Source organism: Oxalobacter paraformigenes (assembly GCF_000158475.2).
GTDB classification, from domain to species: domain Bacteria; phylum Pseudomonadota; class Gammaproteobacteria; order Burkholderiales; family Burkholderiaceae_D; genus Oxalobacter; species Oxalobacter paraformigenes.
Genome location: NZ_KI392031.1, coordinates 1,678,028 through 1,702,507, shown reverse-complemented (window position 1 = coordinate 1,702,507; position 24,480 = coordinate 1,678,028). Strand labels below are relative to the sequence as shown.

General features: G+C 51.4%; 25 protein-coding genes. 19 read left to right on the top strand and 6 right to left on the bottom strand.

Features of this window, described 5'->3' with window-relative positions; all coding sequences use genetic code 11:
* Positions 1-21: 21 nt before the first annotated feature.
* The 4 genes from OFAG_RS13100 to OFAG_RS12200 form a co-directional block, all read right to left on the bottom strand.
* A complete protein-coding gene (locus tag OFAG_RS13100) occupies positions 22-870 on the bottom strand; it encodes a tetratricopeptide repeat protein (RefSeq protein WP_147617622.1) in 849 nt (282 codons plus the stop codon).
* Between the two features lie 356 nt (positions 871-1,226).
* Positions 1,227-3,950 (bottom strand): aconitate hydratase AcnA, encoded by a 2,724-nt coding sequence (acnA, locus tag OFAG_RS12210; RefSeq protein ID WP_005875651.1) that lies wholly within the window; start codon positions 3,948-3,950, stop codon positions 1,227-1,229.
* Positions 3,951-4,028: 78 nt separating this feature from the next.
* Complete coding sequence (locus OFAG_RS12205; protein WP_005875652.1) at positions 4,029-4,502, bottom strand: hypothetical protein; 474 nt, start codon at positions 4,500-4,502, stop codon at positions 4,029-4,031.
* A 260-nt stretch (positions 4,503-4,762) separates the two neighbouring features.
* A complete protein-coding gene (locus OFAG_RS12200) occupies positions 4,763-5,740 on the bottom strand; it encodes a 2-dehydropantoate 2-reductase (protein ID WP_020995352.1) in 978 nt (325 codons plus the stop codon).
* Between the two features lie 136 nt (positions 5,741-5,876).
* Here OFAG_RS12200 and OFAG_RS12195 point away from each other — a divergent pair, with 136 nt between their 5' ends.
* Positions 5,877-6,752, top strand: a complete 876-nt coding sequence (locus tag OFAG_RS12195; RefSeq protein ID WP_005875655.1) for a LysR family transcriptional regulator — start codon at positions 5,877-5,879, stop codon at positions 6,750-6,752.
* A gap of 76 nt (positions 6,753-6,828) precedes the next feature.
* Positions 6,829-7,725, top strand: coding sequence for a 23S rRNA (adenine(2030)-N(6))-methyltransferase RlmJ (locus tag OFAG_RS12190; RefSeq protein WP_005875657.1), 897 nt, complete (start codon positions 6,829-6,831; stop codon positions 7,723-7,725).
* A gap of 77 nt (positions 7,726-7,802) precedes the next feature.
* Here OFAG_RS12190 and OFAG_RS12185 read toward each other — a convergent pair whose 3' ends face one another.
* Both OFAG_RS12185 and OFAG_RS12180 read right to left on the bottom strand, forming a co-directional pair.
* Positions 7,803-8,552 (bottom strand): SAM-dependent methyltransferase, encoded by a 750-nt coding sequence (locus tag OFAG_RS12185; protein WP_005875658.1) that lies wholly within the window; start codon positions 8,550-8,552, stop codon positions 7,803-7,805.
* Entirely contained in the window at positions 8,549-9,169 is a 621-nt protein-coding gene (locus OFAG_RS12180) for a Maf family nucleotide pyrophosphatase (RefSeq protein WP_005875659.1), read from the bottom strand. Before OFAG_RS12180 ends, OFAG_RS12185 begins: the two co-directional genes overlap by 4 nt.
* A 100-nt stretch (positions 9,170-9,269) precedes the next feature.
* On the opposite strand from OFAG_RS12180, the gene OFAG_RS12175 reads away from it, so the two are divergent.
* The 17 genes from OFAG_RS12175 to hisS all read left to right on the top strand — a co-directional run bounded on the left by OFAG_RS12175 (position 9,270) and on the right by hisS (position 24,478).
* Positions 9,270-9,770: a YceD family protein gene (locus tag OFAG_RS12175; RefSeq protein WP_005875660.1), complete on the top strand. Its 501-nt coding sequence runs from the start codon at positions 9,270-9,272 to the stop codon at positions 9,768-9,770.
* Between the two features lie 87 nt (positions 9,771-9,857).
* Entirely contained in the window at positions 9,858-10,040 is a 183-nt protein-coding gene (gene rpmF, locus OFAG_RS12170) for a 50S ribosomal protein L32 (protein WP_005875661.1), read from the top strand.
* 120 nt (positions 10,041-10,160) lie between these two features.
* Positions 10,161-11,270 (top strand): phosphate acyltransferase PlsX, encoded by a 1,110-nt coding sequence (plsX, locus tag OFAG_RS12165; protein ID WP_261798471.1) that lies wholly within the window; start codon positions 10,161-10,163, stop codon positions 11,268-11,270.
* Positions 11,267-12,253 (top strand): beta-ketoacyl-ACP synthase III, encoded by a 987-nt coding sequence (locus tag OFAG_RS12160; protein ID WP_005875663.1) that lies wholly within the window; start codon positions 11,267-11,269, stop codon positions 12,251-12,253. The genes plsX and OFAG_RS12160 overlap by 4 nt, the downstream gene beginning before the upstream one ends.
* Positions 12,254-12,295: 42 nt before the next feature.
* A complete protein-coding gene (gene fabD, locus OFAG_RS12155) occupies positions 12,296-13,228 on the top strand; it encodes an ACP S-malonyltransferase (protein WP_005875664.1) in 933 nt (310 codons plus the stop codon).
* On the top strand, positions 13,225-13,980 hold the full coding sequence (gene fabG, locus OFAG_RS12150) for a 3-oxoacyl-ACP reductase FabG (RefSeq protein ID WP_005875665.1): 756 nt from the start codon (positions 13,225-13,227) through the stop codon (positions 13,978-13,980). The genes fabD and fabG overlap by 4 nt, the downstream gene beginning before the upstream one ends.
* Before the next feature lie 153 nt (positions 13,981-14,133).
* Entirely contained in the window at positions 14,134-14,373 is a 240-nt protein-coding gene (gene acpP, locus OFAG_RS12145; RefSeq protein WP_005875666.1) for an acyl carrier protein, read from the top strand.
* Between the two features lie 27 nt (positions 14,374-14,400).
* Entirely contained in the window at positions 14,401-15,648 is a 1,248-nt protein-coding gene (gene fabF / locus OFAG_RS12140; protein WP_005875667.1) for a beta-ketoacyl-ACP synthase II, read from the top strand.
* A gap of 76 nt (positions 15,649-15,724) precedes the next feature.
* A complete protein-coding gene (locus OFAG_RS12135; RefSeq protein WP_020995350.1) occupies positions 15,725-16,210 on the top strand; it encodes a protein YgfX in 486 nt (161 codons plus the stop codon).
* Between the two features lie 62 nt (positions 16,211-16,272).
* Entirely contained in the window at positions 16,273-16,890 is a 618-nt protein-coding gene (gene rpoE / locus OFAG_RS12130; RefSeq protein ID WP_040720655.1) for an RNA polymerase sigma factor RpoE, read from the top strand.
* Between the two features lie 31 nt (positions 16,891-16,921).
* Complete coding sequence (locus OFAG_RS12125) at positions 16,922-17,215, top strand: hypothetical protein (RefSeq protein ID WP_005875670.1); 294 nt, start codon at positions 16,922-16,924, stop codon at positions 17,213-17,215.
* Between the two features lie 237 nt (positions 17,216-17,452).
* Positions 17,453-18,913, top strand: a complete 1,461-nt coding sequence (locus OFAG_RS12120) for a DegQ family serine endoprotease (protein WP_005875671.1) — start codon at positions 17,453-17,455, stop codon at positions 18,911-18,913.
* A 117-nt stretch (positions 18,914-19,030) separates the two neighbouring features.
* Positions 19,031-19,456 (top strand): nucleoside-diphosphate kinase, encoded by a 426-nt coding sequence (ndk, locus tag OFAG_RS12115; protein WP_040721474.1) that lies wholly within the window; start codon positions 19,031-19,033, stop codon positions 19,454-19,456.
* Positions 19,457-19,513: 57 nt separating this feature from the next.
* Positions 19,514-20,677 (top strand): dual-specificity RNA methyltransferase RlmN, encoded by a 1,164-nt coding sequence (gene rlmN, locus OFAG_RS12110; RefSeq protein ID WP_005875673.1) that lies wholly within the window; start codon positions 19,514-19,516, stop codon positions 20,675-20,677.
* Positions 20,678-20,768: 91 nt separating this feature from the next.
* Positions 20,769-21,812 carry a RodZ domain-containing protein gene (locus OFAG_RS12105; protein WP_005875674.1) on the top strand — a complete coding sequence of 348 codons (1,044 nt, stop codon included), beginning with the start codon at positions 20,769-20,771 and terminating at the stop codon, positions 21,810-21,812.
* Between the two features lie 41 nt (positions 21,813-21,853).
* Entirely contained in the window at positions 21,854-23,080 is a 1,227-nt protein-coding gene (ispG, locus tag OFAG_RS12100; RefSeq protein WP_390621827.1) for a flavodoxin-dependent (E)-4-hydroxy-3-methylbut-2-enyl-diphosphate synthase, read from the top strand.
* A 33-nt stretch (positions 23,081-23,113) separates the two neighbouring features.
* Positions 23,114-24,478, top strand: a complete 1,365-nt coding sequence (gene hisS / locus OFAG_RS12095) for a histidine--tRNA ligase (RefSeq protein WP_005875677.1) — start codon at positions 23,114-23,116, stop codon at positions 24,476-24,478.
* The last annotated feature ends 2 nt before the right edge of the window (positions 24,479-24,480 follow it).

Sequence of the window (24,480 nt, the reverse complement as noted above, 5' to 3'; positions counted from 1 at the left end):
TTGCTGAAATGCCGCCGTCAATCACGATGTCGCCTTAAGGGTCTTCAGCCGTTTCTGGGCGTCGGCGTTGCCCTGGGCGGCCGCTTTTCTGAACCAGCCGATCGCCTTGGTTTTATCGGCATTCGTCCCCTTGCCGTTTTCGTACAGGATACCCAGATTGTATTGCGCTTTGGCATAGCCTTTTTCAGCGGCACGTGTGAACCACCGGAACGCTTTCGCCTCGTCCCTGGGAACGCCTGTCCCTTCGGTATATAAAACGCCCATTTTGTTCTGGGCTTTCAAATAGCCTTGTTTGGCGGCCTTGCCGAACCAGTAAGCGGATTGTTCTGGGTTTTTTTCGACGCCGAGACCTCTTGCATACATGACGCCCAATCCATATTGGGCTTCAGGCAACTGATGCATGGCCGCTTTCCGGAGCCACTTGAGCGCTTCACCAAAATCCTGTCGTGTGCCTTTTCCCAGCGCATACATGACTCCGAGGTTGTATTCCGCATCAGGATAATTTTGGACGGCCGCTTTGCCATACCACTCAAATGCCCGATCGCTGTTCGGTTCGACTCCGTTGCCTTCGTAATACATAACGCCCAGATAATTCTGGGCTCTGGCAAATCCCCGGTTGGCCGATCGTGTAATCAGTTGCAGACCGCGTTCCACGTCTTTTTTTACGACCAGTCCATTCTGGTAAAGAATGCCCAGCGCATATTCCGAACGGGGATCCTGTCTGCTTGCTCCCTGTTCGAATGAGGAAAGCGCTTGCTGATACTGCCCGTTCTTATACGATTGGACCCCGTCAGTAAAGTCGTCTGCGAGAATATCGCCCGAAAAGAAGGAAATCCCGACGAAAAACAGGCTGTAGAGAAAAGTTTTCATACCCTGTTTCGCAAAGAAAGCTGGAGTTTTGAGGACAAATGAGCCGTTCATTTGAAAACCTTTTTCAAAATGTGCAAGCGGATACCATAACTGTAATATAAAAAGTAATTTTAATTCCTGTTTTGTTCCAATCGGTACGCAAATAAAAGACCCGGAAAACGGAAACCCCATGTCGAAAACGTCATCATTACTTTGAAAATACAAACGGAAAAGTTGCGTTTTCCCGATTGGCAGGGAATCGGACTGAAGCTGAAAGCGGAAAGAATTTTTCAGAAAACGCTTGGACTTGTTCCCGTCCACTCCACGCACAAAGATATAAAAAAGGGACAGCTTTGCCGCCCCTTTTTTATAATGGATCAGCTGGCGAGCAATTGCCTTAAAACATAGGGCAGAATACCGCCGTGCCGGAAATAGTCCACTTCGATAGGCGTATCGATACGAAGCAGTAACGGGACATTTCGGGAACTGCCGTCCGCCCGGTGAATGACGAGCGTCGCTTCCTGTAGAGGCTGAATGTCGTCCAGCCCCAAAAGATCGAATGTTTCGTCGCCACGCAGTCCCAGCGATTCGGCAGTATCGTTACCGGTAAACTGGAGCGGAAGAACCGCCATGCCGACCAGATTCGAACGGTGAATCCGTTCGAACGAACGTGCGATAACCGCTTTGACGCCCAGCAGTTGAGTTCCTTTGGCTGCCCAGTCGCGGGAAGAGCCCGTGCCGTATTCTTCACCTCCGATAACGATGGTCGGCACTTTTTCCTGCTGATAGCGCATGGCGGCATCGAATATCGACATTTCTTTTCCGTCAGGCTGATGCAGGGTATACCCGCCTTCACGACGGCCGCCATCTGCCGCTGCAGGCAACATCAGGTTTTTGATGCGGACATTGCCGAAGGTACCACGCATCATGACTTCATGGTTGCCGCGACGCGAACCGAAGGAATTGAAGTTGGCTTTGGAAATGCCATGTTCCAGGAGCCATTGCCCGGCCGGACTTTTTTCCTGAATCGAACCGGCAGGGGAAATATGATCTGTGGTAATCGAATCGCCGAAAATCGCCAGCGCGCGCGCTCCCGCGATATGGGCCGAAGCCGGACCCGCTTCCATGACAAAGTCATTAAAGAAAGGCGGTTCGGCAATGTAAGTCGATTGGGGCCAGTCGTAAACGTCGCCTGTCGCAAAACCGGAAATTTTTTGCCAGAGTTCGCCGGGCGCTGTTTTGATATCACCGTAATTTTTCCGGAAAGCCGGTGCGTCAAGTGCCAGCGGAACAAGTTCAGCGACTTCGTGAGAGGTTGGCCAGATATCGTTCAGATAAATGTCGTTGCCGTCTTTGCCCTTGCCGAGCGGTTCCGTTGTGAGATCGCGGGTAACGTTTCCTGCAATGGCGTAAGCGACGACCAGCGGAGGCGAAGCCAGGAAATTGGCGCGAATGTTGGGATGGATGCGGGCCTCGAAGTTCCGGTTTCCTGACAGGACGGCCGCTGCCACGACGTCGTTTTTCGCGATAGCTTCATTCATGGCAGGCGTCAGGTCGCCGGCATTGCCGATACAGGTTGTGCAACCGTAGGCGGCGACCGTGAAACCGAGTTTTTCCAGATAAGGCAATAATCCGGCTTTTTGAAGATATTCGGTAACCATTCTCGATCCGGGCGCGAGAGAGGTTTTGATATGGGGCGAAACACGGAGTCCGGCTTCAACCGCTTTTTTGGCCAGAAGGCCTGCCGCCAGCAGAACAGCCGGATTGCTGGTGTTGGTGCAGGACGTAATAGCCGCGATCAGAATGTCGCCATTGTGCAGTTCAACGTCATCGGAAGTCCGGTAAGAGATGGCGAGATCGGTTCCTTGCTTGTTGAATCCGCCTTCCGATACGGGCAGGCTGAAAAGTTCGGTAAAGCGGTTTTTCAGATTGCCGAGTTCAATGCGGTCTTGCGGCCGTCTGGGACCCGCAACGGAAGCCGTAACACTGCCGAGGTCGAGATTGACGACCCGTGTGTAATCGATCTGGCCGGCCTTCGGAATGCCGTACAGCTGTTGCGCCTTGAAATACGATTCCAGTGCAGAGACTTCTTCTTCGGTACGGCCGGTATTCCGGAAATAACGGATAGTGGCATCATCGACAGGGAAGAAACCGATGGTTGCCCCGTATTCCGGCGCCATATTGGCGATTGTCGCACGGTCGGTGGCAGAGAGCGAAGCGGCGCCTTCTCCAAAAAATTCAACGAATTTGCCGACGACCTTTTCCTTGCGCAACCGTTCGGTAATAGTCAGTACCAGGTCGGTGGCGGTACAGCCTTCCCGCAATTTTCCGGTCAGATTCATGCCGATAACGTCGGGAGTCAGGAAATAGACCGGCTGGCCAAGCATGCCCGCTTCGGCTTCGATGCCGCCGACACCCCAGCCAACGACGCCAACCCCGTTAATCATGGTCGTATGGGAATCGGTGCCGACCAGCGTATCGGGATAGTAGATTTCACCGAGTTCCGGATCGTTTTTCTGGTGGACTCCGCGAGCGAGATATTCCATGTTGACCTGATGGACGATTCCGAAACCCGGCGGAACCACACCGAAGGTGTCGAAAGCCTGCATGCCCCATTTCATGAACTGGTATCTTTCACGGTTGCGATCGAATTCCAGTTTCATGTTGAGATCAAGCGCATTTTCCTGACGGAAATGGTCAATCTGGACGGAATGGTCGACGACCAGATCGACCGGAACCAGCGGTTCGATCTGTTTGGGGTTTTTTCCGGTACGGACTGCCACATTTCTCATGGCTGCCAGATCGACCAGAAGAGGAATGCCGGTAAAGTCTTGCAGGATCACACGCGCGACAACAAAAGGAATTTCATTGGTGCGTTCTTCCTGCGGTTTCCAGTTCGCGAGTTGACGAACGTGTTCTTCAGTTATTTTTTTGCCGTCGCAATTGCGCAAGACCGATTCAAGTACGATGCGGATGGAAACCGGCAAACGGGACAGATCGTGGCCGAGTTCTTTTCCCAATGCGGGGATCGAATAAAAATGGCCTTGCTTTCGAGGGGAAACGGGAAAGGTTTTAACGGTATTCTTAAAGAAATGAGACATGAAAACTCCAAAACGAATGGCCCTCCAAGGGCCATCCATTAATCATACTAAAACAAAAAACAGTTACAAAATAACGGGTTAATTCGGTTTTGCCGCCGCCAGCGCTTTTCTTTGTTCCGGGTTACGGCATTCATTGGCCAACTGGCTTCCTTTTTTGATATCCAGCAGCATGCTTTTTGCAGGGATATTGATCCAGACCAGTCCGGTTTGCCTGTCTTCGTAACGGTCGGCACCGGTTGTGGTTGCGGTACGAAGCATACGGTGCATCTTGTTTCGCCACTGCAGATTGATATAACTCGGATCGTCGGATTTTTTGTAAACCGTAAACTTGTTGCCGAGTTCGCAATTATATTGCGATCCGGTCAATCCCGCTACGTTGACGACTTCCGCTTCTTGCGGGGAATCCTGGGGAGTTTGCGTTTTGCTTACCGTCTTCTTGACCGGTTTCTTGACACTTTTGGTTTTGTTTGCGGGTTTTGCCTGGGCGGCTCCATAAGTCAGGGGAAGCGTAAAACCTGCAATAACGAAAAAGGCAGCCAGAAATTTTTGCATAATGTAGCCTCATTCAAAGGATGAAATGCGTCAGTGACGCACATACGTATGATAATCGGCATGCGATAGGAACCGCAAGCGTTGACGGGGAAAATTTCCTATATTTTCGTTTGGTTGAAGGCAAATAAGTTCAAATAAATCAAAAAGAAGCGGATTTGACAGAGGGTGAACAGGCGGCAAGAAACACCTGATTGGTGGGGCTGGAGAAAAAGACGGATGATCTTTTACAGGGTGAAAAGACCATCCGTCCCTTGCAAAAATCAGTAAAGACCGGCCTGCCGGCCTCTTTCCTGCACCAGAGCCAGAAGAAGGTCTATGGTCGGCGTCGGTACATGGGTCAGCCGTCCCAGTTCCTGTACGGCTGTGACAAGCGCGTCGATTTCCATGGAACGGTTTCGTTCCAGATCCTGAAGCATGGACATTTTATGACCGACTGCTTTGCCGGCAATATTCAGACGTCTTTCTATCATTTCTTCCGGAATGAAAATGTTCAGCGCTTCTGTCACGGCTTTCGCTTCGTAAATCGCTTTTTTGCAGACTTCCCGCAAGGCTCCTGAAGTAATCTGGTCGAGCGTGGCATGCGTCAGGGCGCTGATCGGATTGAAACAGACATTTCCCCATAATTTCAGCCAGACGTTCCAGCGGATGGCGTCCCGGACAGGCGCATCGAAATTGGCCGCTTTCATGACGTCGGAAAGGATTTTCACGCGTTCCGATTCGCTTCCGTCCGGTTCACCCAGAATGAAACGGTTGAATTCGTGGTGTTCGATCACGCCGGGCGCGATAACTTCACAGGCCGGATCGACGACACACCCGATAGCCCGCTCCGGCCCGATAAGATTCCACTGTCTGGCGCCTGCATCGACCGATTCAAGATGACGTCCTTCAAATTTGCCGCCTTCCTTGTAGAAATACCACCATGGGATGCCGTTCATGGCTGTTACCATGGCCGTATCGGGTCCCAGCAAGGGAGCGAACTGGGCAGCGGATTCATGCGACTGATGCGCTTTCAGCGCGCAGATGACATAATCCTGTGGGCCAAAGTCCGCCGGATTGTCGCTGGCCGGTAACTTGACGTTTTTCTCTTGTCCGCCAATCAAAAGTGTCAGTCCGTTTTTTCTGATGGCTTCAAGATGGGCTCCGCGCGCGATAGCGCAGACTTCATTACCTGCAAGAGCCAGTTCGACAGCCAGATAGCCGCCGATTGCGCCTGCCCCGAATATACAGATTTTTTTCATGACCCCGTCTCCCTGTGTTTTATGCAAAAAGATCAAAATGGAAAGGAATGGATATCAGTATACACAGGCAATATTTATATAAAAAATACTTTTTTTGTTTAGAATAAATACTATAAATATATAGATGGTGAATTAAATGGATATACGTCAGTTACGGTATTTTTGCGCTATTGCCGAAGAGGGACAAATCAGCCGGGCCGCACAGCGGCTGCATATTGCGCAGCCTCCGTTAAGTTATCAGCTCAAGCTTCTGGAAGAAGAACTCGGTGTCAAACTGATTGACCGGACAACACGCAGCCTTTCACTGACACGGGCCGGGCATGTTTTTTATCAGCGTGCAGAACAGATATTGGGAATGTTGCGGGCGGCTGCCGATGAGGCAAAAGATGTCGAATTCGGCGTTAACGGGATTTTGGCCATCGGCAGCCCTCCTGCATTGGGGAATCTTTATTTTCCCGAACGTATCCGGCGTTTTCATGAAGCGTATCCTTATGTCCGTTTCCACTGGAGAGAAGGCAATACTTTCCGTATTCTTGAGCTCCTTGAATCCGATGTGATTGAATTCGGCATAGTCCGTCTTCCCGTTCCGGCAGGCGCTTATGAATCAAAGCCGTTATTGACGGAATCCTGGGTTGTCGTATCCCGCCAGGATGACAGGAACTGGTCGTCCCGGAACAGTCTCGTACTGGAAGAGCTGGCCGATATCCCGTTGATACTGATGCATCGGCAGGCTGGTATTTATTGCCACGACATGGTGGTTGATGAAATGAAATCGAAGGGTATTGCAACCAACATCGTCTGCGAAAGCGACAATATTTCCGCCATTTTGGCTCTTGTCGAAAAAGGGTTGGGTCTGGCCATATTGCCGGAATCGACTTTGTCTGTCAGGCCTTCTGAAGACTTTCACAGGGTGAGTATCGCCGGTTGCGAGCTTCAATCGGCTTCTGCCATCATTTGGAAGAAAGAGAAACGTTTATCCAGAGCGGCGAACCTGTTTCTTGAACAGTTTTAGGGAGAATCATCCGGATTTTCAATTGAAGGAACGTTACAATACCCGCTTTCATCATTTTATTTGCCAAGGGGTTGCCATGTTCAGTTACCGGCACGCTTTTCATGCGGGCAATCATGCCGATGTTTTGAAACATGTCGTACTGATGCAGGTGCTTTTGTATGCCATCCGGAAAGAAGCCTCGCTGTTTTATATCGATACCCATTCCGGAGCCGGGGTTTATTCGCTGGAGGGAAACGAGGCGCGAAAAAACGCCGAGTTCCAATCCGGTATCGCCAGACTGTGGGGGAAAAAAACAGTGCCCCCAGCGGTAAGGGATTATCTGAAGCTCGTTTACGACATGAATCCGGATGGAAAGCTGCGGTTTTATCCGGGTTCTCCATACATTGCCGAAAGGATATTGCGGAGTCATGACCGGTTACGTCTGTTTGAATGGCATCCGGCGGAGTGTCGTGTTCTGGACGAAAATTTCAGGGGACTGCTGAAATCGGGAGAGTCTAACACCCGTTCCCGGCCGGAACGGGGCAAAAGGGTACTGGTTGAAAGGAAAGACGGTTTTTCCTCTTTGAAAGCCTTGTTGCCTCCTCCTTCCAGAAGGGCAGTGATTTTGATCGACCCTCCTTATGAAGACAAATCGGACTACCGCAAGGTCGTCGACGTTGTGTCGGATGCGTTAAAACGGTTTTCAACAGGAACCTGTCTGATCTGGTATCCCTTGCTTCAAAGACCCGAGTCGCGCCGGTTTGCAAGCCGTTTGAAACAGACAGTCTCACAGGAGTGGCTGGATGTCACCCTAAGTACCGGTTCGCCGGTGCCGGATGGTTTCGGTTTTGTTTCAAGCGGCATGTTTGTCGTCAATCCGCCATGGAAACTGGCCGAGTCCTTGCAGGAAACCATGCCTTGCCTGGTCTCGGCATTAAAGCAGGATTCCGGAGCCGGTTTTACGCTGGAAACAGGCATTGGCGGCAATTCCTGAGTGCCGGTGAGCATAGTATTGCCGGAGTCGTCCGGTTTCCAGCTGTCCCATCGCCTGGCGCAAAGCGGAATGTTGCCTTAAGTGGCCAGGAAGAGGAAAACGGTCGGTTTCCTCTGGAAGTCGGGAAGCTGCCCTTTTTCCAGCCGTTTTTTCCAGAACGATATGGAAAAGGTCTCTACCGATTCATCGCTTAAGGTTATATGCGTGGCCACGCAAAGACGCGTATCCGGATGACAGGAATCGCACAACGCTTTCAACAGCGCTTCATTCCGGTATGGGGTTTCGATGAACATCTGGGTCTGGCGATCGTGGCGGGATCGTTTTTCCAGCGAACGGATGCGATGCTGACGCTGTTCCGGGTCAGTGGGGAGATAGCCATTGAAAGCGAAGCTTTGCCCATTCAATCCGCTGGCCATCAGGGCAAGCAGGAGTGAGGAAGGCCCTACCAGCGGTTTGACGACGATGCCTTTTTCATGAGCGAGTCTGACCAGATCGGCGCCTGGATCCGCGACTGCCGGTACGCCGGCTTCCGAAATCAGGCCCGCGTTTTTTCCCGCCAGTATCGGATCCAGTAAGTCCGGAAGCGTTTTTCGATCCGTTCTGACATTCAGTTCAGCCATTCCGATTTGCTGGAGGGGATGCTTCAAGGGGTAAATTTCCGCCACTCTCTTCAAATGGGCACGTGCGGATTTGGCGTTTTCCACAATGAAATAATCGAGTGCGGCGGTTATTTTACCGACGGATTCCGGGATAAGGCTGGATAAGGCGGTAATGCTCCTGTCGTCGCCCAATGTGTTGGGAACCAGATATAAAATGCCGGCCTTCATCGGAACACCTGTGGAAAGAAGGACAGCCCGCACTGGCGCAGCATGGTCGTCAAGGCGATCAGCGGCAAGCCGGTCAGGGCGGTTGGATCGTCGCTTTCGATTTTTTCAAGCAAAACGATCCCGAGCGCTTCGTTTTTTGCGCTGCCCGCGCAATCGTAAGGCTCCTCGGTTTTCAGATAGGCTTCAAGCTCCGCATCAGGCAGATTGCGGAAAGTAACCGCGGTTTCCACGGTCTTTTTTTGCAGGGTGTCGTCAGGACGGCTGTCACGTCCGTTCCGGACGCATAGTGCCGTATGAAAACGCACTTCTTTGCCGCGCATTTTTTTCAGCTGTTCGAATGCCCGTTCGAAAGAACCCGGTTTCCCAATAGGCTCTCCTGCACATTCGGCGACCTGGTCTGAGCCGATAACGATCGCATCCGGATACTGTCTGCCGATAGCCAGCGCTTTCAGGCAGGCGAGCCGCAGGGCGGTTTCATGCGGTTTTTCGTGCGGAAAAGGCGTTTCGTCGATATCGGGACTGGCGGTAACAAAAGGCAAGCCCAGTCTGGAGAGCAATTCCTTTCTGTATTTGGATGAGGAAGCCAGAATGAGCAGTGGGGAAGAATCGGGAGTCATATCGGGTAATCAGTGTCTTAAATGTGAAATAGTGTACTAAAGCTTTGACGGATAAGGAATATTGTTGTTAAAATTATGAATTTTACGCTCCTGCCGGGCTATGAATTCTTGTCTGATCGATCCGTTCGAGTTTTGTAAAAACAACGAAATCCTTGAAGGGCATATTCCGGTATCCGAACTGAAAAGACTGGTTTCCGTTTGCGCCGACCAATCGGGAGAACTGGCCTGGAAAGTGTCGGGTTCCCTAAATAGTCATCAAAAGCCACAGCTTTTGCTGAAGGTAGCCGGCCATATCAATCTGGTGTGCCAGCGGTGTCTGGATTCGCTGGCTTTCGATCTGGATTCCACTACTGCTGTGATGGTTGCCCAAACGGAAGAAGAGGCGGATGAAATCGAGGCTTCGCTTGACGATGAAGAGGCTGTCGAAGTCGTTGTGACAGATGGAAAGGTGGAGGTGATGGATCTGGTGGAAGACGAGGCGCTTTTGGCTTTGCCATTGTCTGCCAGGCATGACGTTTGCCCGGATTCGTCGCTGGAAGGGCAAAAAGAAAAGCGTGAGTCGCCTTTTTCGGTTTTGAGCGAACTGAAAAGAAAAAGATGACAACAAAAAAGGGATGGATTTCCATTTTGTAACAATATAACAAAATGGATGTGTTAGAATTTTCGAAATTTTGATTCAGGAGTAATTATGGCAGTCCAACAAAACAAGAAATCGCCTTCAAAACGCGGTATGCATCGTTCGCACGATTCGCTGGAAACTGTCCAGCTTTCTGTCGAGCCGACGTCGGGTGAGAAACATCGCCGCCATCATATCAGCCCTAGCGGTTTTTATCGTGGCAAAAAAGTGTTGAACACCAAAAACGATCAGTAAGCATTTGGAATGCTGATGAAATCAATGGCGCAATAGGTTCAGTACCTGGCGCCTTTTTTATTTCTATTTTTTTGCGTGACTAGGTATCGTACGGAGGCGGACAAAAAATCCGGTTTGAGCGTGCTTGAGAACGAAACAGAAACTGTAAGAATTTCAATTGATTGCATGGGCGGAGATCACGGGCTGGGTGTAACGGTTCCGGCGTCTCTTGCCTTTCTTGGGCAGGAAAGGGCTGCACAACTTATTCTTGTCGGGCAAAAGGATCTGATCGAAGCGGAACTGAAGAAAAACAGGGCCGAAAATCATCCTCGCATCACCGTCAGAAACGCTTCCGAGGTCGTCCGGATGGACGATCCGATTGAAATCGCCCTGCGGAGGAAAAAGGATTCGTCGATGCGTGTTGCCATTCAGATGGTAAGAAACGGGGAAGCCGATGCCTGTGTTTCCGCCGGCAATACCGGTGCCCTGATGGCTATTTCACGTTATCTTCTGAAAACCATGCCTGGGGTTGACCGTCCCGCTATTTGCGCCATTTTGCCGAATCAGAAAAACGGCCCCACCTATGTCCTGGATCTGGGCGCCAACGTGGATTGTGCGGCGGAACACCTGCATCAGTTCGCTTTGATGGGGTCAGCCCTGTTTGCCAATATCGAGGGGAATCCACGTCCGAAAATAGGGCTTTTAAATGTCGGTACGGAATCCATCAAGGGAAACGAGGTGGTAAAAAAAGCCGGTGAGTTGCTCCATACCGAACACGAGAATGGTACACTTAATTTCTGTGGCAATGTGGAAGGCAACGATATATTCGAGGGAACGTGCGATGTCGTTGTCTGTGACGGGTTTACCGGCAACGTGACGCTCAAGGCGATTGAAGGGCTGGGACGTTTTTTCCGGAATGTACTGGTATCTGAATTCAGAAGCAGTCTTTTGAACGGTCTGGGTGCGCTGCTTGCGGGAAAAGCCCTGAAAACGATCCGGCAGCGCCTCAATCCCTCGAGATTCAATGGCGCTTGCATGCTTGGGTTGCGCGGACTGGTGTTCAAAAGCCATGGCAGCGCGGATGCATACGCCTACGAATGTGCTATCAAGCGTGCGCATGAGGCCGTGAAACGTTCCGTCCTGTTGAGAATATCGACCACCATGGCGGAATTGCTTCAGAATTCAAAGGATCATCAGGCAGCGGAAAAAATCAAAAAAGAAAACGGGATACAGGAACAAGAAACAGTATGACCATCTACGGCAAAATAATCGGTACCGGCAGCTATCTGCCCCCAAAACGTGTTACCAACGATGAACTGGCGGCCATGCTGGCGGAAAGGGGAGTCGAAACTTCAGATGAATGGATCAGAACCCGCAGCGGCATATTGGCCCGGCATTACGCGGATCAGGGCGTCAATTCCAGTGATCTGGGGGCCAAGGCGGCAGGGAAGGCGCTGGAGATGGCAAAGTGCGAAGCCAACGATATCGAATTGATTATTGTGGCGACATCGACTCCCGATTTTTTGGGCGGTTTTCCGAGTACGGCCTGCATGGTGCAAAAGAAACTGGGCATTACCAGCAATTGCGCGGCATTCGACATGCAGGCGGTGTGCAGCGGCTTTCTGTACGCCTTGTCGGTCGCCGACAGTTTTATCCGGGCAGGCGTTTACCGGAAAGTACTGGTCGTCGGTGCGGAAACCTATTCGCGCATTATCGATTACCAGGACAGGACGACGTGCGTTCTGTTCGGTGACGGTGCCGGCGCGGTTGTTTTGTCAGCCTCCGACGAGCCGGGTATCCTGTCCACGGCACTGCATGCCGATGGTCACTATGGCGATATTCTGAGTTTGCCGGGCAAGCTGAACAACGGCGCCATTGAAGGCAAGGCCTTCGTTTACATGGATGGCAAGGCAGTTTTCAAACTGGCTGTCACCTGGCTGGACAAGGTCGGCATGGAAGCACTGGAAAAAGCCGGACTGAAAAATACCGATGTTGACTGGATGGTTCCGCATCAGGCCAACCTCCGGATTATGCAAAGTTCAGCCAAAAAGCTGGATATTCCCTCTGAAAAAATTATTGTCACCGTCGATCAGCACGGCAATACGTCGGCGGCATCCATTCCGCTGGCTATTGATACCGGAGTCCGTGACGGTCGCATCAAGGCAGGACAGAATCTTCTGCTGGCTGCGATCGGAGGCGGCCTGACCTGGGGCGCCGTTCTGGTAAAAATGTAACCCACTCACCATTTGACGATTAAAAGAAGAGACAGATTACCCATGCCTAAATTTGCTTTCGTTTTTCCGGGACAAGGTTCCCAGGCCGTCGGAATGCTGAACGGCTTTGCAGACAATGCTGTTGTACAGGAAACAGTTGCCGAAGCGTCGGAAGCGCTTGGCTTCGATCTGGGCAAACTGATTGCCGAAGGACCCAAGGAAGAACTGGATCTGACGACCAATACCCAGCCTGTCATGCTGACGGCGTCCGTTGCCTTTTACCGGGCCTGGATTGCAGCGGGTGGAGCGGTGCCGGAAGTCATTGCCGGCCACAGTCTGGGCGAGTTTTCCGCACTGGTTGCCGCCGGCGTCATTCCTTTCCGGGATGCCGTCAATCTGGTCCGGTTCCGCGCCAAAGCCATGCAGGAGGCGGTTCCTGTGGGAATTGGCGGCATGGCGGCCATTATCGGTTTGGGAAGCGAGGCCTTGAAAGAAGCCTGTCAGGAAGCGGCCCAGAATGAAGTGGTCGAACCGGCCAACTTCAATTCGCCGACCCAGATCGTTATTGCCGGTCACAAGACGGCATTGGCTCGCGCTTGTGACGCGGCAAAGGCCAAAGGTGCCAAACGTGCCCTGATGCTGCCGGTGTCAGCTCCCTTCCATTCCTCCCTGCTGAAACCGGCTTCCGATCGTCTGGCCGAATATATGGCCGATCTGACGTTCTCTGCGCCGCAAATCCCGTTGATCAACAATGTGGATGTCGCGATATTGGATGAGCCGCAAGCTATCAAGGATGCACTGGTTCGCCAGGCTGCCAGCCCGGTTCGCTGGGTTGAAACGATCGAGAAAATGGCTGATATGGGCATTACGCATATCGTTGAGTGCGGACCCGGCAAGGTTCTGGCCGGTCTGTGCAAACGGATCAACGGTTCGTTGACCGGCGATGCCATCGTCGATCAGGCTTCGCTTGACAAAATGCTGGAGGCGCTGAAATGAGCGAACAGAATCTGAAGGGAAAAATTGCACTGGTTACCGGCGCTTCCCGGGGAATCGGGCATGCGATTGCGCTTGAACTCGCCAGACATGGGGCTACCGTCATCGGAACGGCGACTTCCGAAGCGGGAGCGGAACATATTACGCAAGATCTGGGCGAAATCCGGCCTGATGCCGGAAAAGGTGTCGTTCTGGATGTCAGCGATGCCGATCGCTCGCGTCAGATCGTTGATGAAATCCAGAAAGAATTCGGCGCCATTCACATTCTTGTAAATAATGCCGGTATCACGCAGGACCAGCTGGCCATGCGCATGAAAGATGAAGAGTGGGACAAGGTTATCGCGGTCAACCTGACTGCCGTTGCCAGGCTGTCACGGGCCGTCCTGCGCGGCATGATGAGAGCCAAGGAAGGGCGCATCATCAATATTACCTCGGTCGTCGGGTCTATCGGCAATGCCGGACAGATGAATTATGCCGCTTCCAAGGCAGGTGTCGAAAGCATGAGCCGTGCGCTGGCGCGGGAAGTCGGCAGCCGCAATATTACCGTCAACTGTATTGCGCCCGGATTTATCGACACGGATATGACGAAGTCGCTGGGCGAGGAGGTCACGGCGAATTTGCTGAAACAGATCCCGTTGTCGCGGTTCGGCAGTCCCGAGGATGTGGCGGCCGCTGCCGCGTTTCTGGCGTCGCCGCAGGCAGCTTACATTACGGGAACCGTGTTGCATGTAAACGGCGGCATGTTCATGAACTGAACCGGAAGGATCGTTTGCAAACGGATTTTTGTCTATAATTATTTTCACTTGAGCCGGAACTTAACCTGTGCAGTGAATTTTTTTGCGCAAACCTGCTAAAATGCGCGCACTTTTTCTGAAAATTTGTCTTTTTTAAATAACTGGAGCCAAGAAATGTCCGATATCGAACAACGTGTAAAGAAAATCGTTGCTGAGCAATTGGGAGTTGCCGAAGATGAAATCAAACTGGAATCGTCCTTCGTTGACGATCTGGGTGCCGATTCGCTTGATACTGTAGAACTCGTCATGGCGCTTGAAGACGAATTCGAAATTGAAATTCCGGACGAACAGGCTGAAAAAATCACGACCGTTCAGCAGGCCGTCGATTACGCCAAAGCCAATATGCAGTCCTGATAAACATACTGAGACAGGGAGAACAGCTTGAGCCGTATGGGACAACGCCGGGTCGTTATTACCGGACTGGGATGTATTTCGCCTGTAGGCAATACGGTAGCTGATATGTGGAATGCAGTAACATCGGGTAAATCCGGTATTGGACCCATCACCCGATTCGACGCTTCTGCTTTTAGCACGACTTTTGCCGGCGAGGTGAAGAATTTCCAGCTGGAAGATTATATTCCAGGCAAAGAATCGCGCCACATGGATACCTTCATTCATTATGGAATGGCTGCGGGTATTCAGGCAATTGAAGACAGTGGCCTGAACGTTACCGAAGAAAATGCGGAGCGTATCGGCGTCAATATCGGATCGGGCATCGGCGGGTTGCCGATGATCGAAAAGACTCATGGAGAACTGGAAAAACGCGGTCCGCGCCGGATCAGTCCATTCTTCGTTCCTTCTTCGATTATCAACATGATTTCCGGTTTTCTTTCTATCCGTTATGGATTGAAAGGGCCTAATCTGTCGATCGTAACGGCTTGTTCGACCGGTTTGCATTCCATCGGTTTTGCCGCCCGTATCATTGCCTATGGCGATGCGGATGTCATGATTGCCGGCGGAGCGGAATCGACGGTTTCGCCATTGGGGGTCGGCGGTTTTGCGTCAGCGCGTGCGCTTTCGTCGAGAAACGACGATCCTGCCACCGCTTCCAGACCCTGGGATAAGGACAGGGACGGATTTGTGTTGGGCGAAGGTGCTGGTGTGCTGGTGCTGGAAGAATATGAACACGCGAAAGCCCGGGGCGCCAAGATTTATGCTGAAATTGTCGGTTTCGGCATGAGTGCGGATGCCAATCACATGACCGCTCCTTTGGAAGACGGCAGTGGCGCAAGCAGATGTATGAATGCCGCCATCAACGATGCCCAAATCAATCCGGATCAGATCGATTACATTAACGCTCACGGTACATCAACGCCATTGGGCGACAAGGCGGAAACGGTTGCCGTCAAGAGATCGTTGGGCGATCACGCCAGAAAGGTGGTGATGAGTTCGTCCAAATCGATGGTCGGCCATTTGCTGGGTGGCGCGGGCGGTCTGGAATCGGTCATTACCGCGCTTGCTGTTTACAATCAGGTTGCTCCCCCCACCATCAATATCTTCAATCAGGATCCCGAATGTGATCTGGACTATTGCGCCAATACCGCGAGAGACATGCGTATAAATTATGCGTTGAAAAACTCGTTCGGTTTCGGCGGTACCAACGGTTCATTAATATTCGGCAAGATTTAAGACTCCAGGGTTTTGGCAGGGCCACATTCACTTGCGTGAATGTGGCTTTTGTTTTTTCAAAATGGGATCGGAATCCATGACGATTGCTGTGTCTGCATGGGTAAAGCCTTCGCGGTGTCAGGCCATTCTTGTTCTCGGCTTTGCCGTTTTCTTTTTGTTGACAGGTGTTTCAATGGGGGGAGGCCTCCTGGGCGAATTCGTCCTTTACGGAAGAATATGGCTGACGCCAGCCTTCCTGACGGCTGGTCTGATGCTGGTTTTTGGCTATGTGAGAGCGAGAAAAACGCTTCGAATTGATATTTCCGGCAACGGACAAATACGCTTGAAGGAATATAAGGGGAATGAGTTCGATACGTCGGAAAAGAAAAACGGTTTTAACGATGGCAATGTCTGGACGCTAATGGAAAATTCGACAATCTGGCCGTGGTTGATAGTGTTAAACCTTGAGTCGGAATCGAAAAATGTTTCCAGAATCCTCATTTTTTTCGACTCAATGCAGCCGGACGATTTCAAGGTCCTGTATGCGGCATGCAGATGGATCGACGCTCATAAAAAATTTTGATTATTTTATGAACTTATTGCGCTAAAGTAACTCCAAACAGGAGTTGCGGACAGTTGCATGATATGAGGTATCCAATTTTGACAACTGAACGTGACATAGACAAGCGACTTGTCGAACGTGTTCAACAGGGAGACAAAATGGCGTTCGATCTATTGGTTACCAAGTACCAGCGCAAGCTGTTCAGGCTGGTATTGCGGCTGGTGACCAATCAGACCGAGGCGGAAGATGTGGTACAGGAAACCTTTATCAAGGCATATCGGGCATTGCATCAATTCAGAGGCGATTCGGCTTTCTACACATGGTTATACCGGATCGGAATTAACACTGCCAAAAATTTTCTCGATAATCAGGGGCGCCGGGTTCCGACTTCAACGGATGCCAGTGCGGAACAGATGGAATCGTACGATGAGGGAGAAAATCTGCGGGACATTGATACGCCCGAGTCTGTACTGGCCTCCAAGCAGATTGCGCAGACTGTCAATATTGCCATGGATGAGTTGCCGGACGATTTGAGAATGGCTTTGTCTTTAAGGGAAATCGAAGGATTGAGTTACGATGAAATTGCCTCGGTTATGGATTGTCCTATCGGAACTGTCCGAAGCCGTATTTTCCGGGCGCGCGAATCGATTGCGACAAAATTGAGGCCTTTGCTGGGAACGACGCTGGACAGAAGATGGTAAAAATAAAAACGGAAGTGAATGAGAGCGGAACATGGAAAAAGAATGGATTTCGGCTTTTTACGATAATGAAGCGCGGGAGGATGAGCGGCCCTTTACGCAGGGCATGCTGGGTCGCGAAGAAACCGGACATGTGCTGGAACTTTACCGGGCAATAGGTCGCCACTTGCGGTTGCACAATCCTGTGCCGGAAGTGAGTGAAAGTTTCCGGAAAAACCTGCTTTTGGGTTTGCAAGCCGAATATGGCCGGATGCAATGTCGGGGGGATAGTGAGGAAAAAATCGCCGCCGATGACGAATTGCATAAAAATAAAGCGGAAGCTCTTTGATGTGCCGCTTGTCTTTCCGGAATAATTTGCCGGACAGATAAGCTTGTTTGCCTTTTATCTATCCTTTACTTCAGTTTTTCCTGAGAAAACGATTGAAAAAATCCGCTATCTTCTTATGGCGATTGAACCGCATTCCGGAATCCGTTTAAAATGATTTCGGATTCTGCCGGTTTGGCATGTCGCTGTACCGAAGATACCATAGTCTGTAAACCCGGTTGTTTTTGAAGTTGCCGAATTATGAAAAAACCATTACTCCTGCCTTTTTCAAAGCTGATCTTTCTGCTGTTAAGTGTTTTTGTTCTGTTTTTTCCCGTTGACAGGGCTTTTTCAGCTTCTTCCGGGATGGTAAACGGTTTGCCGGATCTGACCGCTCTGGTAGAAAAAGTGGGGCCTGCCGTTGTCAATATCCGGACAGTCGAAAAAATACAGTCGAGGCGCAATCCGGTTTACGAAATGGATGAGGATTTTCAGGAATATCTGTTCCGCTTCTTTGGCGTTCCACGTCCCGATAGTCCGCCGGCGCAATCCCGGCAGAAAGAACAAATACGACGGGGGTTAGGATCGGGATTTATCATTTCGCCCGACGGTTATGTCCTGACCAATCACCATGTTATCGACAATGCGGACGATGTTTTTGTCAGACTGACCGACAATCGCGAATTCAAGGCAAAAGTTGTCGGCTCCGATAAACGGACGGATGTGGCCTTGCTGAAAATCGATGGCAAGGCCTTGCCTTATCTTAAAACCGGCAAATCGGTCGATATCAAGGCAGGGCAGTGGGTACTGGCAATCGGCTCGCCTTTCGCCCTTGAAAATACCGTAACAGCTGGCATTATCTCCGCCAAGGCAAGGGATACCGGAGATTATTTGCCGCTGATCCAGACGGATGTCGCCGTCAATCCGGGAAATTCCGGCGGCCCGCTCATCAATATGGCGGGAGAAGCAGTCGGCATCAATTCGCAGATTTACAGCCGTTCCGGCGGATACATGGGTATTTCTTTTGCCATTCCTATTGACGAAGCGCTCCGTGTTTCCGAGCAACTGAAAAAAAGCGGCAAGGTCACCCGCGGACAGTTGGGAATTCAGGTGGGAGAAGTTTCGGGTGAAACGGCCAAGGCATTGAATTTGCCGGATAAACAGGGAGTGCTGGTCGTTCATGTCGAAAGCGGTTCGCCGGCTGAAAAAGCCGGACTGGAAGCGGGAGATATCATTTTGAAGTTCAACGAACAATCCATTGAGAAAATTTCCGAACTCCCGCGTCTGGTGGGCGATACGCCACCGGGTAAAACCGTCAGACTGTCTGTCTGGAGAAAGGGAAAAACACTCTCGTTGCCGGTGACAGTTTCGGTCATGCAAGCCGATGTCCAGTCTGCGCGCGTGCCCCAAGCGGACAGGGAAGGCGGTTCCATGCTGTCCTCGAAAGTTTTGGGGCTGACAGTATCGGATTTGACCGCGGCACAAAAGAAACAGCTGGGAGTGAAACAGGGAGTTCTGGTGACAAAGGCTGAAAACCCCGCTGTTGCCAGCGGTATTCGCAAGGGCGATGTTATTTTGCGTCTCAACAATGCGGATGTTGCCAACCGGAACAGTTTTCAGGATCTGGTCTCGAAAATAGACCGGAAAAAAACGGCAGTCCTGCTGATACAGAGAAATAATATGATTTCTTACAGGACAGTCCAGCCTGTTAACGAAAGGTAAATGCTGACGCAGAGAAAACGGGCGCGAGGTTTGTCGCTTATTTTGACAGTCATCCATGCTAAAATGAAAAACTGGTCTTTTTTCAAGTTTTCTATTTTATTATTGGAGTTTTATAAAATGGCAGTCGAACGTACCTTGTCAATCGTCAAACCGGATGCAGTCGCCAAGAATGTAATCGGAAAAATTTACAGCCGCTTTGAAGAAGCCGGCCTGAAAATTGTGGCGGCGCGCATGCTTCAGTTGTCCCGTGCCGACGCTGAAGGCTTTTACGCTGTTCATAAAGATCGTCCTTTCTTTAAGGATCTGGTCGAGTTCATGATTTCCGGCCCGGTTATGGTTCAGGTTCTTGAAGGCGAAAATGCCATTGCCAAGAACCGCGAACTGATGGGGGCGACCGATCCGAAAAAAGCGGACAAGGGAACGATCCGTGCCGATTTTGCCGATTCGATTGACGCCAATGCCGTTCACGGTTCGGATGCGCCTGAAACCGCCGCTGTCGAAATTGCCTATTTCTTCCCTTCCATGCAAGTTTGCGCTCGCTGATATCTTTTTTCCTGCGTCCGGTCGAAACGGCCGCAGGAAACAGCACCGGGTATTGACATGTCTGACGCACGAACAAATTTATTGGGGTTCACTCCTGTTCAACTCGTTGAATATTGCAAGACCTTGAATGAGAAACCGTTTCGTGCGAAACAGTTGCAACGCTGGATTCATCAGTCCGGCGTGAGCGATTTTGCCGGGATGACGGACCTGGCAAAGTCACTTCGCGGAAAACTGGAGGGATGCGCTGAAGTAAGGGCCCCGAAGGTACTCAAAGATCATCTGTCGGCGGACGGAACGCGGAAATGGCTGCTTGATGTCGGCGAAGGCAATGCCATCGAAACAGTCTATATTCCTGAAGATAACCGTGGAACCCTTTGTGTTTCGACTCAAGCGGGATGTGCCGTCAATTGCCTGTTCTGTTCAACAGGTAAACAGGGATTCAGCCGCAATCTGACGACGGATGAAATTATTGGGCAGCTGTGGATGGCTGAATTTGCCATACGCCGGTCGAAAAATATGGCGGCCAACCAATCCGAGAGACAGATTTCCAATGTCGTCATGATGGGGATGGGCGAGCCCCTTTTCAATTTCGACGCCAGCGTCAACGCCTTGAAACTGATGCTGGACGACAATGCCTACGGTCTTTCGAGAAGGCGGGTGACGGTTTCCACAAGCGGAGTCGTTCCCATGATCGACAGGCTGGCCAAAGAGTGTCCTGTCGCTCTGGCGGTTTCACTTCACGCGCCCAGCGACAAATTGCGGGACATGCTGGTGCCTTTGAATCGCAAGCATCCGCTATCTGAACTGATGGCTGCCTGCCGTCGTTATCTGGAATATGCGCCGCGCGATTTCATTACTTTCGAATATTGCATGTTAGATGGTATAAATGATACGGATGAGCACGCAAAAGAACTGGTTGAACTGGTTAAACACGGTTCCGATCCGGTATCATGCAAGCTGAATCTGATCCCGTTCAATTCCATTCCCATGCCCGGACTGAAACGCTCCAGCGATGCGCGTATTTCCGCTTTTGCCAAAATTCTGCTGGATGCCGGTATCGTAACGACGGTCAGGAAAACGAGAGGGGAAGACATTGAAGCGGCTTGCGGCTTGCTGGCAGGCGATGTGCGGGACAGGACAAGAGTCCGGGAACGCATGGCGGAAAGCGGTATTGATCCTGAAGCGCTTGTTGAAAATTACCGGTTTCGAAACAACTGTTGAATCGGTTTTGAAAGAATGGTGCCTGTCTGTCATACCGGTTTGAACTTTCTCAGGATTGACGAGAGCGTTTTTTTCTATGATGGGGTTTTAAATGGACAATGAACACAGCAATGATATGGAAAAAGATTCCACCCAAACTGGAAAAGATTCTGCGTCAACCGTTCAGGAAAAAGTAAAGGTAACCGAAAAACCGGATGTTCCTAATGAGGCTTCCGAAAAAAAACCCGGCGCCATATTGGCGGCGAAACGGATCGAGGCGGGTATCACCGAGGAACAGATTGCAGCCCGTCTGAAAATGACGTTGCGTCAGGTTCACTATCTGGAAACGGACAATTACGACGCTTTGCACGGTGTTGCCATTTCCAGAGGGTTTGTCCGGGCGTACGCGCGTGTCCTGCGAATGGATCCCGAGCCGCTCGTTGCACAATTCGCCGAAAAGAAAGCGTCTCCATCGCCTGTACAGGTCAAGGCGTCTGTAAAGAAAACACCCGAACTCTTCGCGCAGACGCAGATGCCCTTCCGGAAAAAACGGAACTTGACGGGCAAGTTCCTTATATTGCTTGTTGTTGTCGTTATCGTGGCGGTCGTTGCCTGGAATATGAAACTGTTTTCCCTTGACGGGCGTTTCAGCAAAAAAGAGACGCCTGAAACAACGGTAACGAAAACGGCAATCCTGCCTTCTCTGGAAACCAAACCGGTTACGGGTGTCCAGGAGCCGGTTTCTGACAAGAATGCCGGACAGATAACGCAGTCTGCCGCCCTGAATACCGAAGGGATGAAGGCGGCCATACCTGCCAATTCACAGACTGCGACCGGTCAGGATAATGGCGCCGTGCCTTTGCCGGCTGTTGTGAAACCGGAGCCTATAAAAGACGTCTCGTCGGCTGCGGCAACGAAGTCGTCTTTGCTGACGATGAATTTCCGGGAAAAATCCTGGGTACAGGTTCAGAAAAAGGACGGTTCCGTTATCACGGAATATATGGGAAAGCCGGGAGAGCAACGTCAGCTCGACATTAACGAACCGGTTACGGTTATTGTCGGCTATGCGCCGGGGGTAACTATGGAGTTCAGGGGCGCGCCTGTCGATCTGGCGCCGCGTACCGTTAATTCGGTAGCCAGAATAAGTTTGAAGTAAGTCTCATGAATTTCCAGAATGAGCCGGTAATAGCCGGGAGAATGCAGCGGAAACAGACGTATGGCGTGACCGTGAAAAACGGGAAAAACACCGTTCTGATCGGACAGGGAGCGCCTGTCGTTGTGCAATCGATGACCAATACCGATACGTCGGATGTGGAAGCGACCGCTCGTCAAGTCGCGGAGCTGGCAAGAGCCGGTTCCGAACTGGTGCGCCTGACAGTCAATACTTCCGAGGCGGCAAAAGCGGTACCACTGATTCGCGACCGGCTCGATTCACTGGGATACGATGTGCCGCTGGCAGGCGATTTTCACTATAACGGGCATTTGCTGCTGACGCGGTTTCCGGATTGTGCCAGAGCGCTTTCCAAATACCGGATCAATCCGGGAAATGTCGGACAGGGCGCGAAAAAGGACGCCCATTTTGCCGACATGATTGCCGTCGCTTGCCGTTATGACAAACCTGTCCGTATCGGGGTCAACTGGGGAAGTCTCGATCAGGGTTTGCTCGAACGGCTCATGAATGAAAATGCAGAGCGCAGGCAACCCTGGCCGGTTCAGAGCGTCATGTATGAAGCCTTGATTTCTTCCGCTATCGGGAGCGCCGACCGTGCTGTAGAGCTGGGATTGGGGCAAGACCGCATTGTCTTGTCCTGTAAAGTGTCCGGTGTGCAGGATTTGATCGCCGTGTACCGGGAATTGTCTCGACGATGTCCTTATGCGCTGCATCTTGGCCTGACGGAGGCCGGTGTCGGCAGCAAGGGCATTGTGGCTTCCGTTGCCGCCCTGTCCGTGTTGTTGCAGGAAGGGATTGGCGATACAATCCGCATTTCACTGACTCCCGGGCCCGGTGAAGCCAGAACGAAAGAAATCGTCGTGGCGCAGGAATTGCTGCAAACGATGGGGATGCGTAATTTCGCCCCTGTGGTCGTGTCGTGTCCGGGATGCGGCCGTACTTCGTCCGGCCTGTTTCAGAAACTGGCCAACAGTACACAGGATTATCTGCGTGCGCAAATGCCGCTCTGGAAGGATCGCTTCCCCGGCGTCGAAACAATGAGTGTGGCTGTGATGGGATGTATCGTGAATGGCCCGGGTGAATCGCGTCACGCCAATATCGGTATCAGTTTGCCAGGCAATGGAGAATTGCCTGCCGTTCCCGTTTTTGAGGACGGCGAAAAGAAAACCACCTTGCGCGGTGAAAACATTGAGGGACAGTTTCAGGAAATTATCCTGAAGTATGTCGAGTCCCATTACGGGAGCAAACCGTAAGGTTTTTTGAAGAAAAACAGGTAATTTACAAGCATGTCTGAAGAAAACAAGGCAAAAAAAATCAGGAAAATACTGGGCATCAGGGGAATGAACGACATTCTTCCCGATGAGTCTCCTGTCTGGGAGTTGCTGGAAAACACTGTCGAGTCGGTATTGAAAAGTTACGGCTACGAGCGCATCAGAACGCCGATTGTCGAGGAAACTTCCCTGTTCGCTCGTGGTTTAGGCGCTGTGACCGATATTGTTGAAAAGGAAATGTATTCTTTCGAGGATTCGTTAAACGGCGATCAGCTGACATTACGACCGGAATGTACAGCCGGTGTCGTCAGGGCCGTTCTCGAACATAATCTTACTTATAACGGTTCAAAGCGCCTGTGGTATACCGGCCCCATGTTTCGGCATGAACGCCCGCAGCGGGGACGTTACCGGCAGTTTCACCAGATCGGGGCGGAAGCGGTCGGTTTTCCGGGGCCGGATATCGACGCCGAACTGATTCTGCTTTGCCAGCGACTGTGGGACGATCTCGGACTCGACAACATCCGCCTTGAACTCAATTCCATCGGTAACGCAGAAGAACGCAACCGGCACCGTGCCGATCTGATCGCCTATTTCGAACGGCACAAGGACGTGCTGGATGAGGATGCCCAAAGAAGGTTGTACAGTAATCCCTTGCGCATCCTGGACACGAAAAATCCGCACATGCAGGATATGGTCAATGCCGCTCCGAAACTGCTCGATTATCTGGACAGGGAATCGCTCGATCACTTTGAAGGGGTAAAAAAGATTTTGCGAAGGAACAATATTCCTTTTACGATTAACCCGAGACTGGTCAGGGGGATGGATTATTACAACCGGACGGTTTTCGAATGGATCAGTGAAGAACTGGGCGCGCAGGGAACAGTTTGCGGCGGCGGCCGGTACGATCCACTTTTCGAAATGTTCGGCGGCAAATTTACGCCGTCGTGCGGATTTGCCATGGGCGTCGAGCGGCTGATCGAACTCATGAAGGCCAAAGGCGGCATCGACTCGTCAAAAAAGGCGGATGTGTTCATTGCCCATCAGGGCGAAGACGCTCTGCTGGAGGCGACGGTTCTGGCCGAAGCGCTGAGAAACACCGGACTGGATGTCATTCTGTACTGTGCCTCGTTAAATTCCGGAGGCAGTTTCAAGGCGCAAATGAAACGGGCGGATGAAAGCGGTGCGACATTCGCGATTCTGATCGGAGAAGACGAAATCAGCAGCGGACAGGCCAGTGTCAAGGCGTTGCGGGCGGAAAACGCGGGGAACAATCAGACAAGTGTCCCGTTTGAAAAAGTAGCCGATTATCTGGTCGATCAGATTGTCGGCGAATGCGGGTGTGGAGAGAATCATCCTTCGCACGATCATTGTATTCATTAATT

Excerpts from the sequence above, each read along its gene's own strand:
- OFAG_RS13100 (WP_147617622.1), bottom strand. The coding sequence starts at position 870 with ATGAAAACTTTTCTCTACAGCCTGTTTTTCGTCGGGATTTCCTTCTTT.
- acnA (WP_005875651.1), bottom strand. The coding sequence starts at position 3,950 with ATGTCTCATTTCTTTAAGAATACCGTTAAAACCTTTCCCGTTTCCCCT.
- OFAG_RS12205 (WP_005875652.1), bottom strand. The coding sequence starts at position 4,502 with ATGCAAAAATTTCTGGCTGCCTTTTTCGTTATTGCAGGTTTTACGCTT.
- OFAG_RS12200 (WP_020995352.1), bottom strand. The coding sequence starts at position 5,740 with ATGAAAAAAATCTGTATATTCGGGGCAGGCGCAATCGGCGGCTATCTG.
- OFAG_RS12195 (WP_005875655.1), top strand. The coding sequence starts at position 5,877 with ATGGATATACGTCAGTTACGGTATTTTTGCGCTATTGCCGAAGAGGGA.
- OFAG_RS12190 (WP_005875657.1), top strand. The coding sequence starts at position 6,829 with ATGTTCAGTTACCGGCACGCTTTTCATGCGGGCAATCATGCCGATGTT.
- OFAG_RS12185 (WP_005875658.1), bottom strand. The coding sequence starts at position 8,552 with ATGAAGGCCGGCATTTTATATCTGGTTCCCAACACATTGGGCGACGAC.
- OFAG_RS12180 (WP_005875659.1), bottom strand. The coding sequence starts at position 9,169 with ATGACTCCCGATTCTTCCCCACTGCTCATTCTGGCTTCCTCATCCAAA.
- OFAG_RS12175 (WP_005875660.1), top strand. The coding sequence starts at position 9,270 with ATGAATTCTTGTCTGATCGATCCGTTCGAGTTTTGTAAAAACAACGAA.
- rpmF (WP_005875661.1), top strand. The coding sequence starts at position 9,858 with ATGGCAGTCCAACAAAACAAGAAATCGCCTTCAAAACGCGGTATGCAT.
- OFAG_RS12160 (WP_005875663.1), top strand. The coding sequence starts at position 11,267 with ATGACCATCTACGGCAAAATAATCGGTACCGGCAGCTATCTGCCCCCA.
- fabD (WP_005875664.1), top strand. The coding sequence starts at position 12,296 with ATGCCTAAATTTGCTTTCGTTTTTCCGGGACAAGGTTCCCAGGCCGTC.
- fabG (WP_005875665.1), top strand. The coding sequence starts at position 13,225 with ATGAGCGAACAGAATCTGAAGGGAAAAATTGCACTGGTTACCGGCGCT.
- acpP (WP_005875666.1), top strand. The coding sequence starts at position 14,134 with ATGTCCGATATCGAACAACGTGTAAAGAAAATCGTTGCTGAGCAATTG.
- OFAG_RS12135 (WP_020995350.1), top strand. The coding sequence starts at position 15,725 with ATGACGATTGCTGTGTCTGCATGGGTAAAGCCTTCGCGGTGTCAGGCC.
- rpoE (WP_040720655.1), top strand. The coding sequence starts at position 16,273 with ATGAGGTATCCAATTTTGACAACTGAACGTGACATAGACAAGCGACTT.
- OFAG_RS12125 (WP_005875670.1), top strand. The coding sequence starts at position 16,922 with ATGGAAAAAGAATGGATTTCGGCTTTTTACGATAATGAAGCGCGGGAG.
- OFAG_RS12120 (WP_005875671.1), top strand. The coding sequence starts at position 17,453 with ATGAAAAAACCATTACTCCTGCCTTTTTCAAAGCTGATCTTTCTGCTG.
- ndk (WP_040721474.1), top strand. The coding sequence starts at position 19,031 with ATGGCAGTCGAACGTACCTTGTCAATCGTCAAACCGGATGCAGTCGCC.
- rlmN (WP_005875673.1), top strand. The coding sequence starts at position 19,514 with ATGTCTGACGCACGAACAAATTTATTGGGGTTCACTCCTGTTCAACTC.
- OFAG_RS12105 (WP_005875674.1), top strand. The coding sequence starts at position 20,769 with ATGGACAATGAACACAGCAATGATATGGAAAAAGATTCCACCCAAACT.
- ispG (WP_390621827.1), top strand. The coding sequence starts at position 21,854 with ATGCAGCGGAAACAGACGTATGGCGTGACCGTGAAAAACGGGAAAAAC.
- hisS (WP_005875677.1), top strand. The coding sequence starts at position 23,114 with ATGTCTGAAGAAAACAAGGCAAAAAAAATCAGGAAAATACTGGGCATC.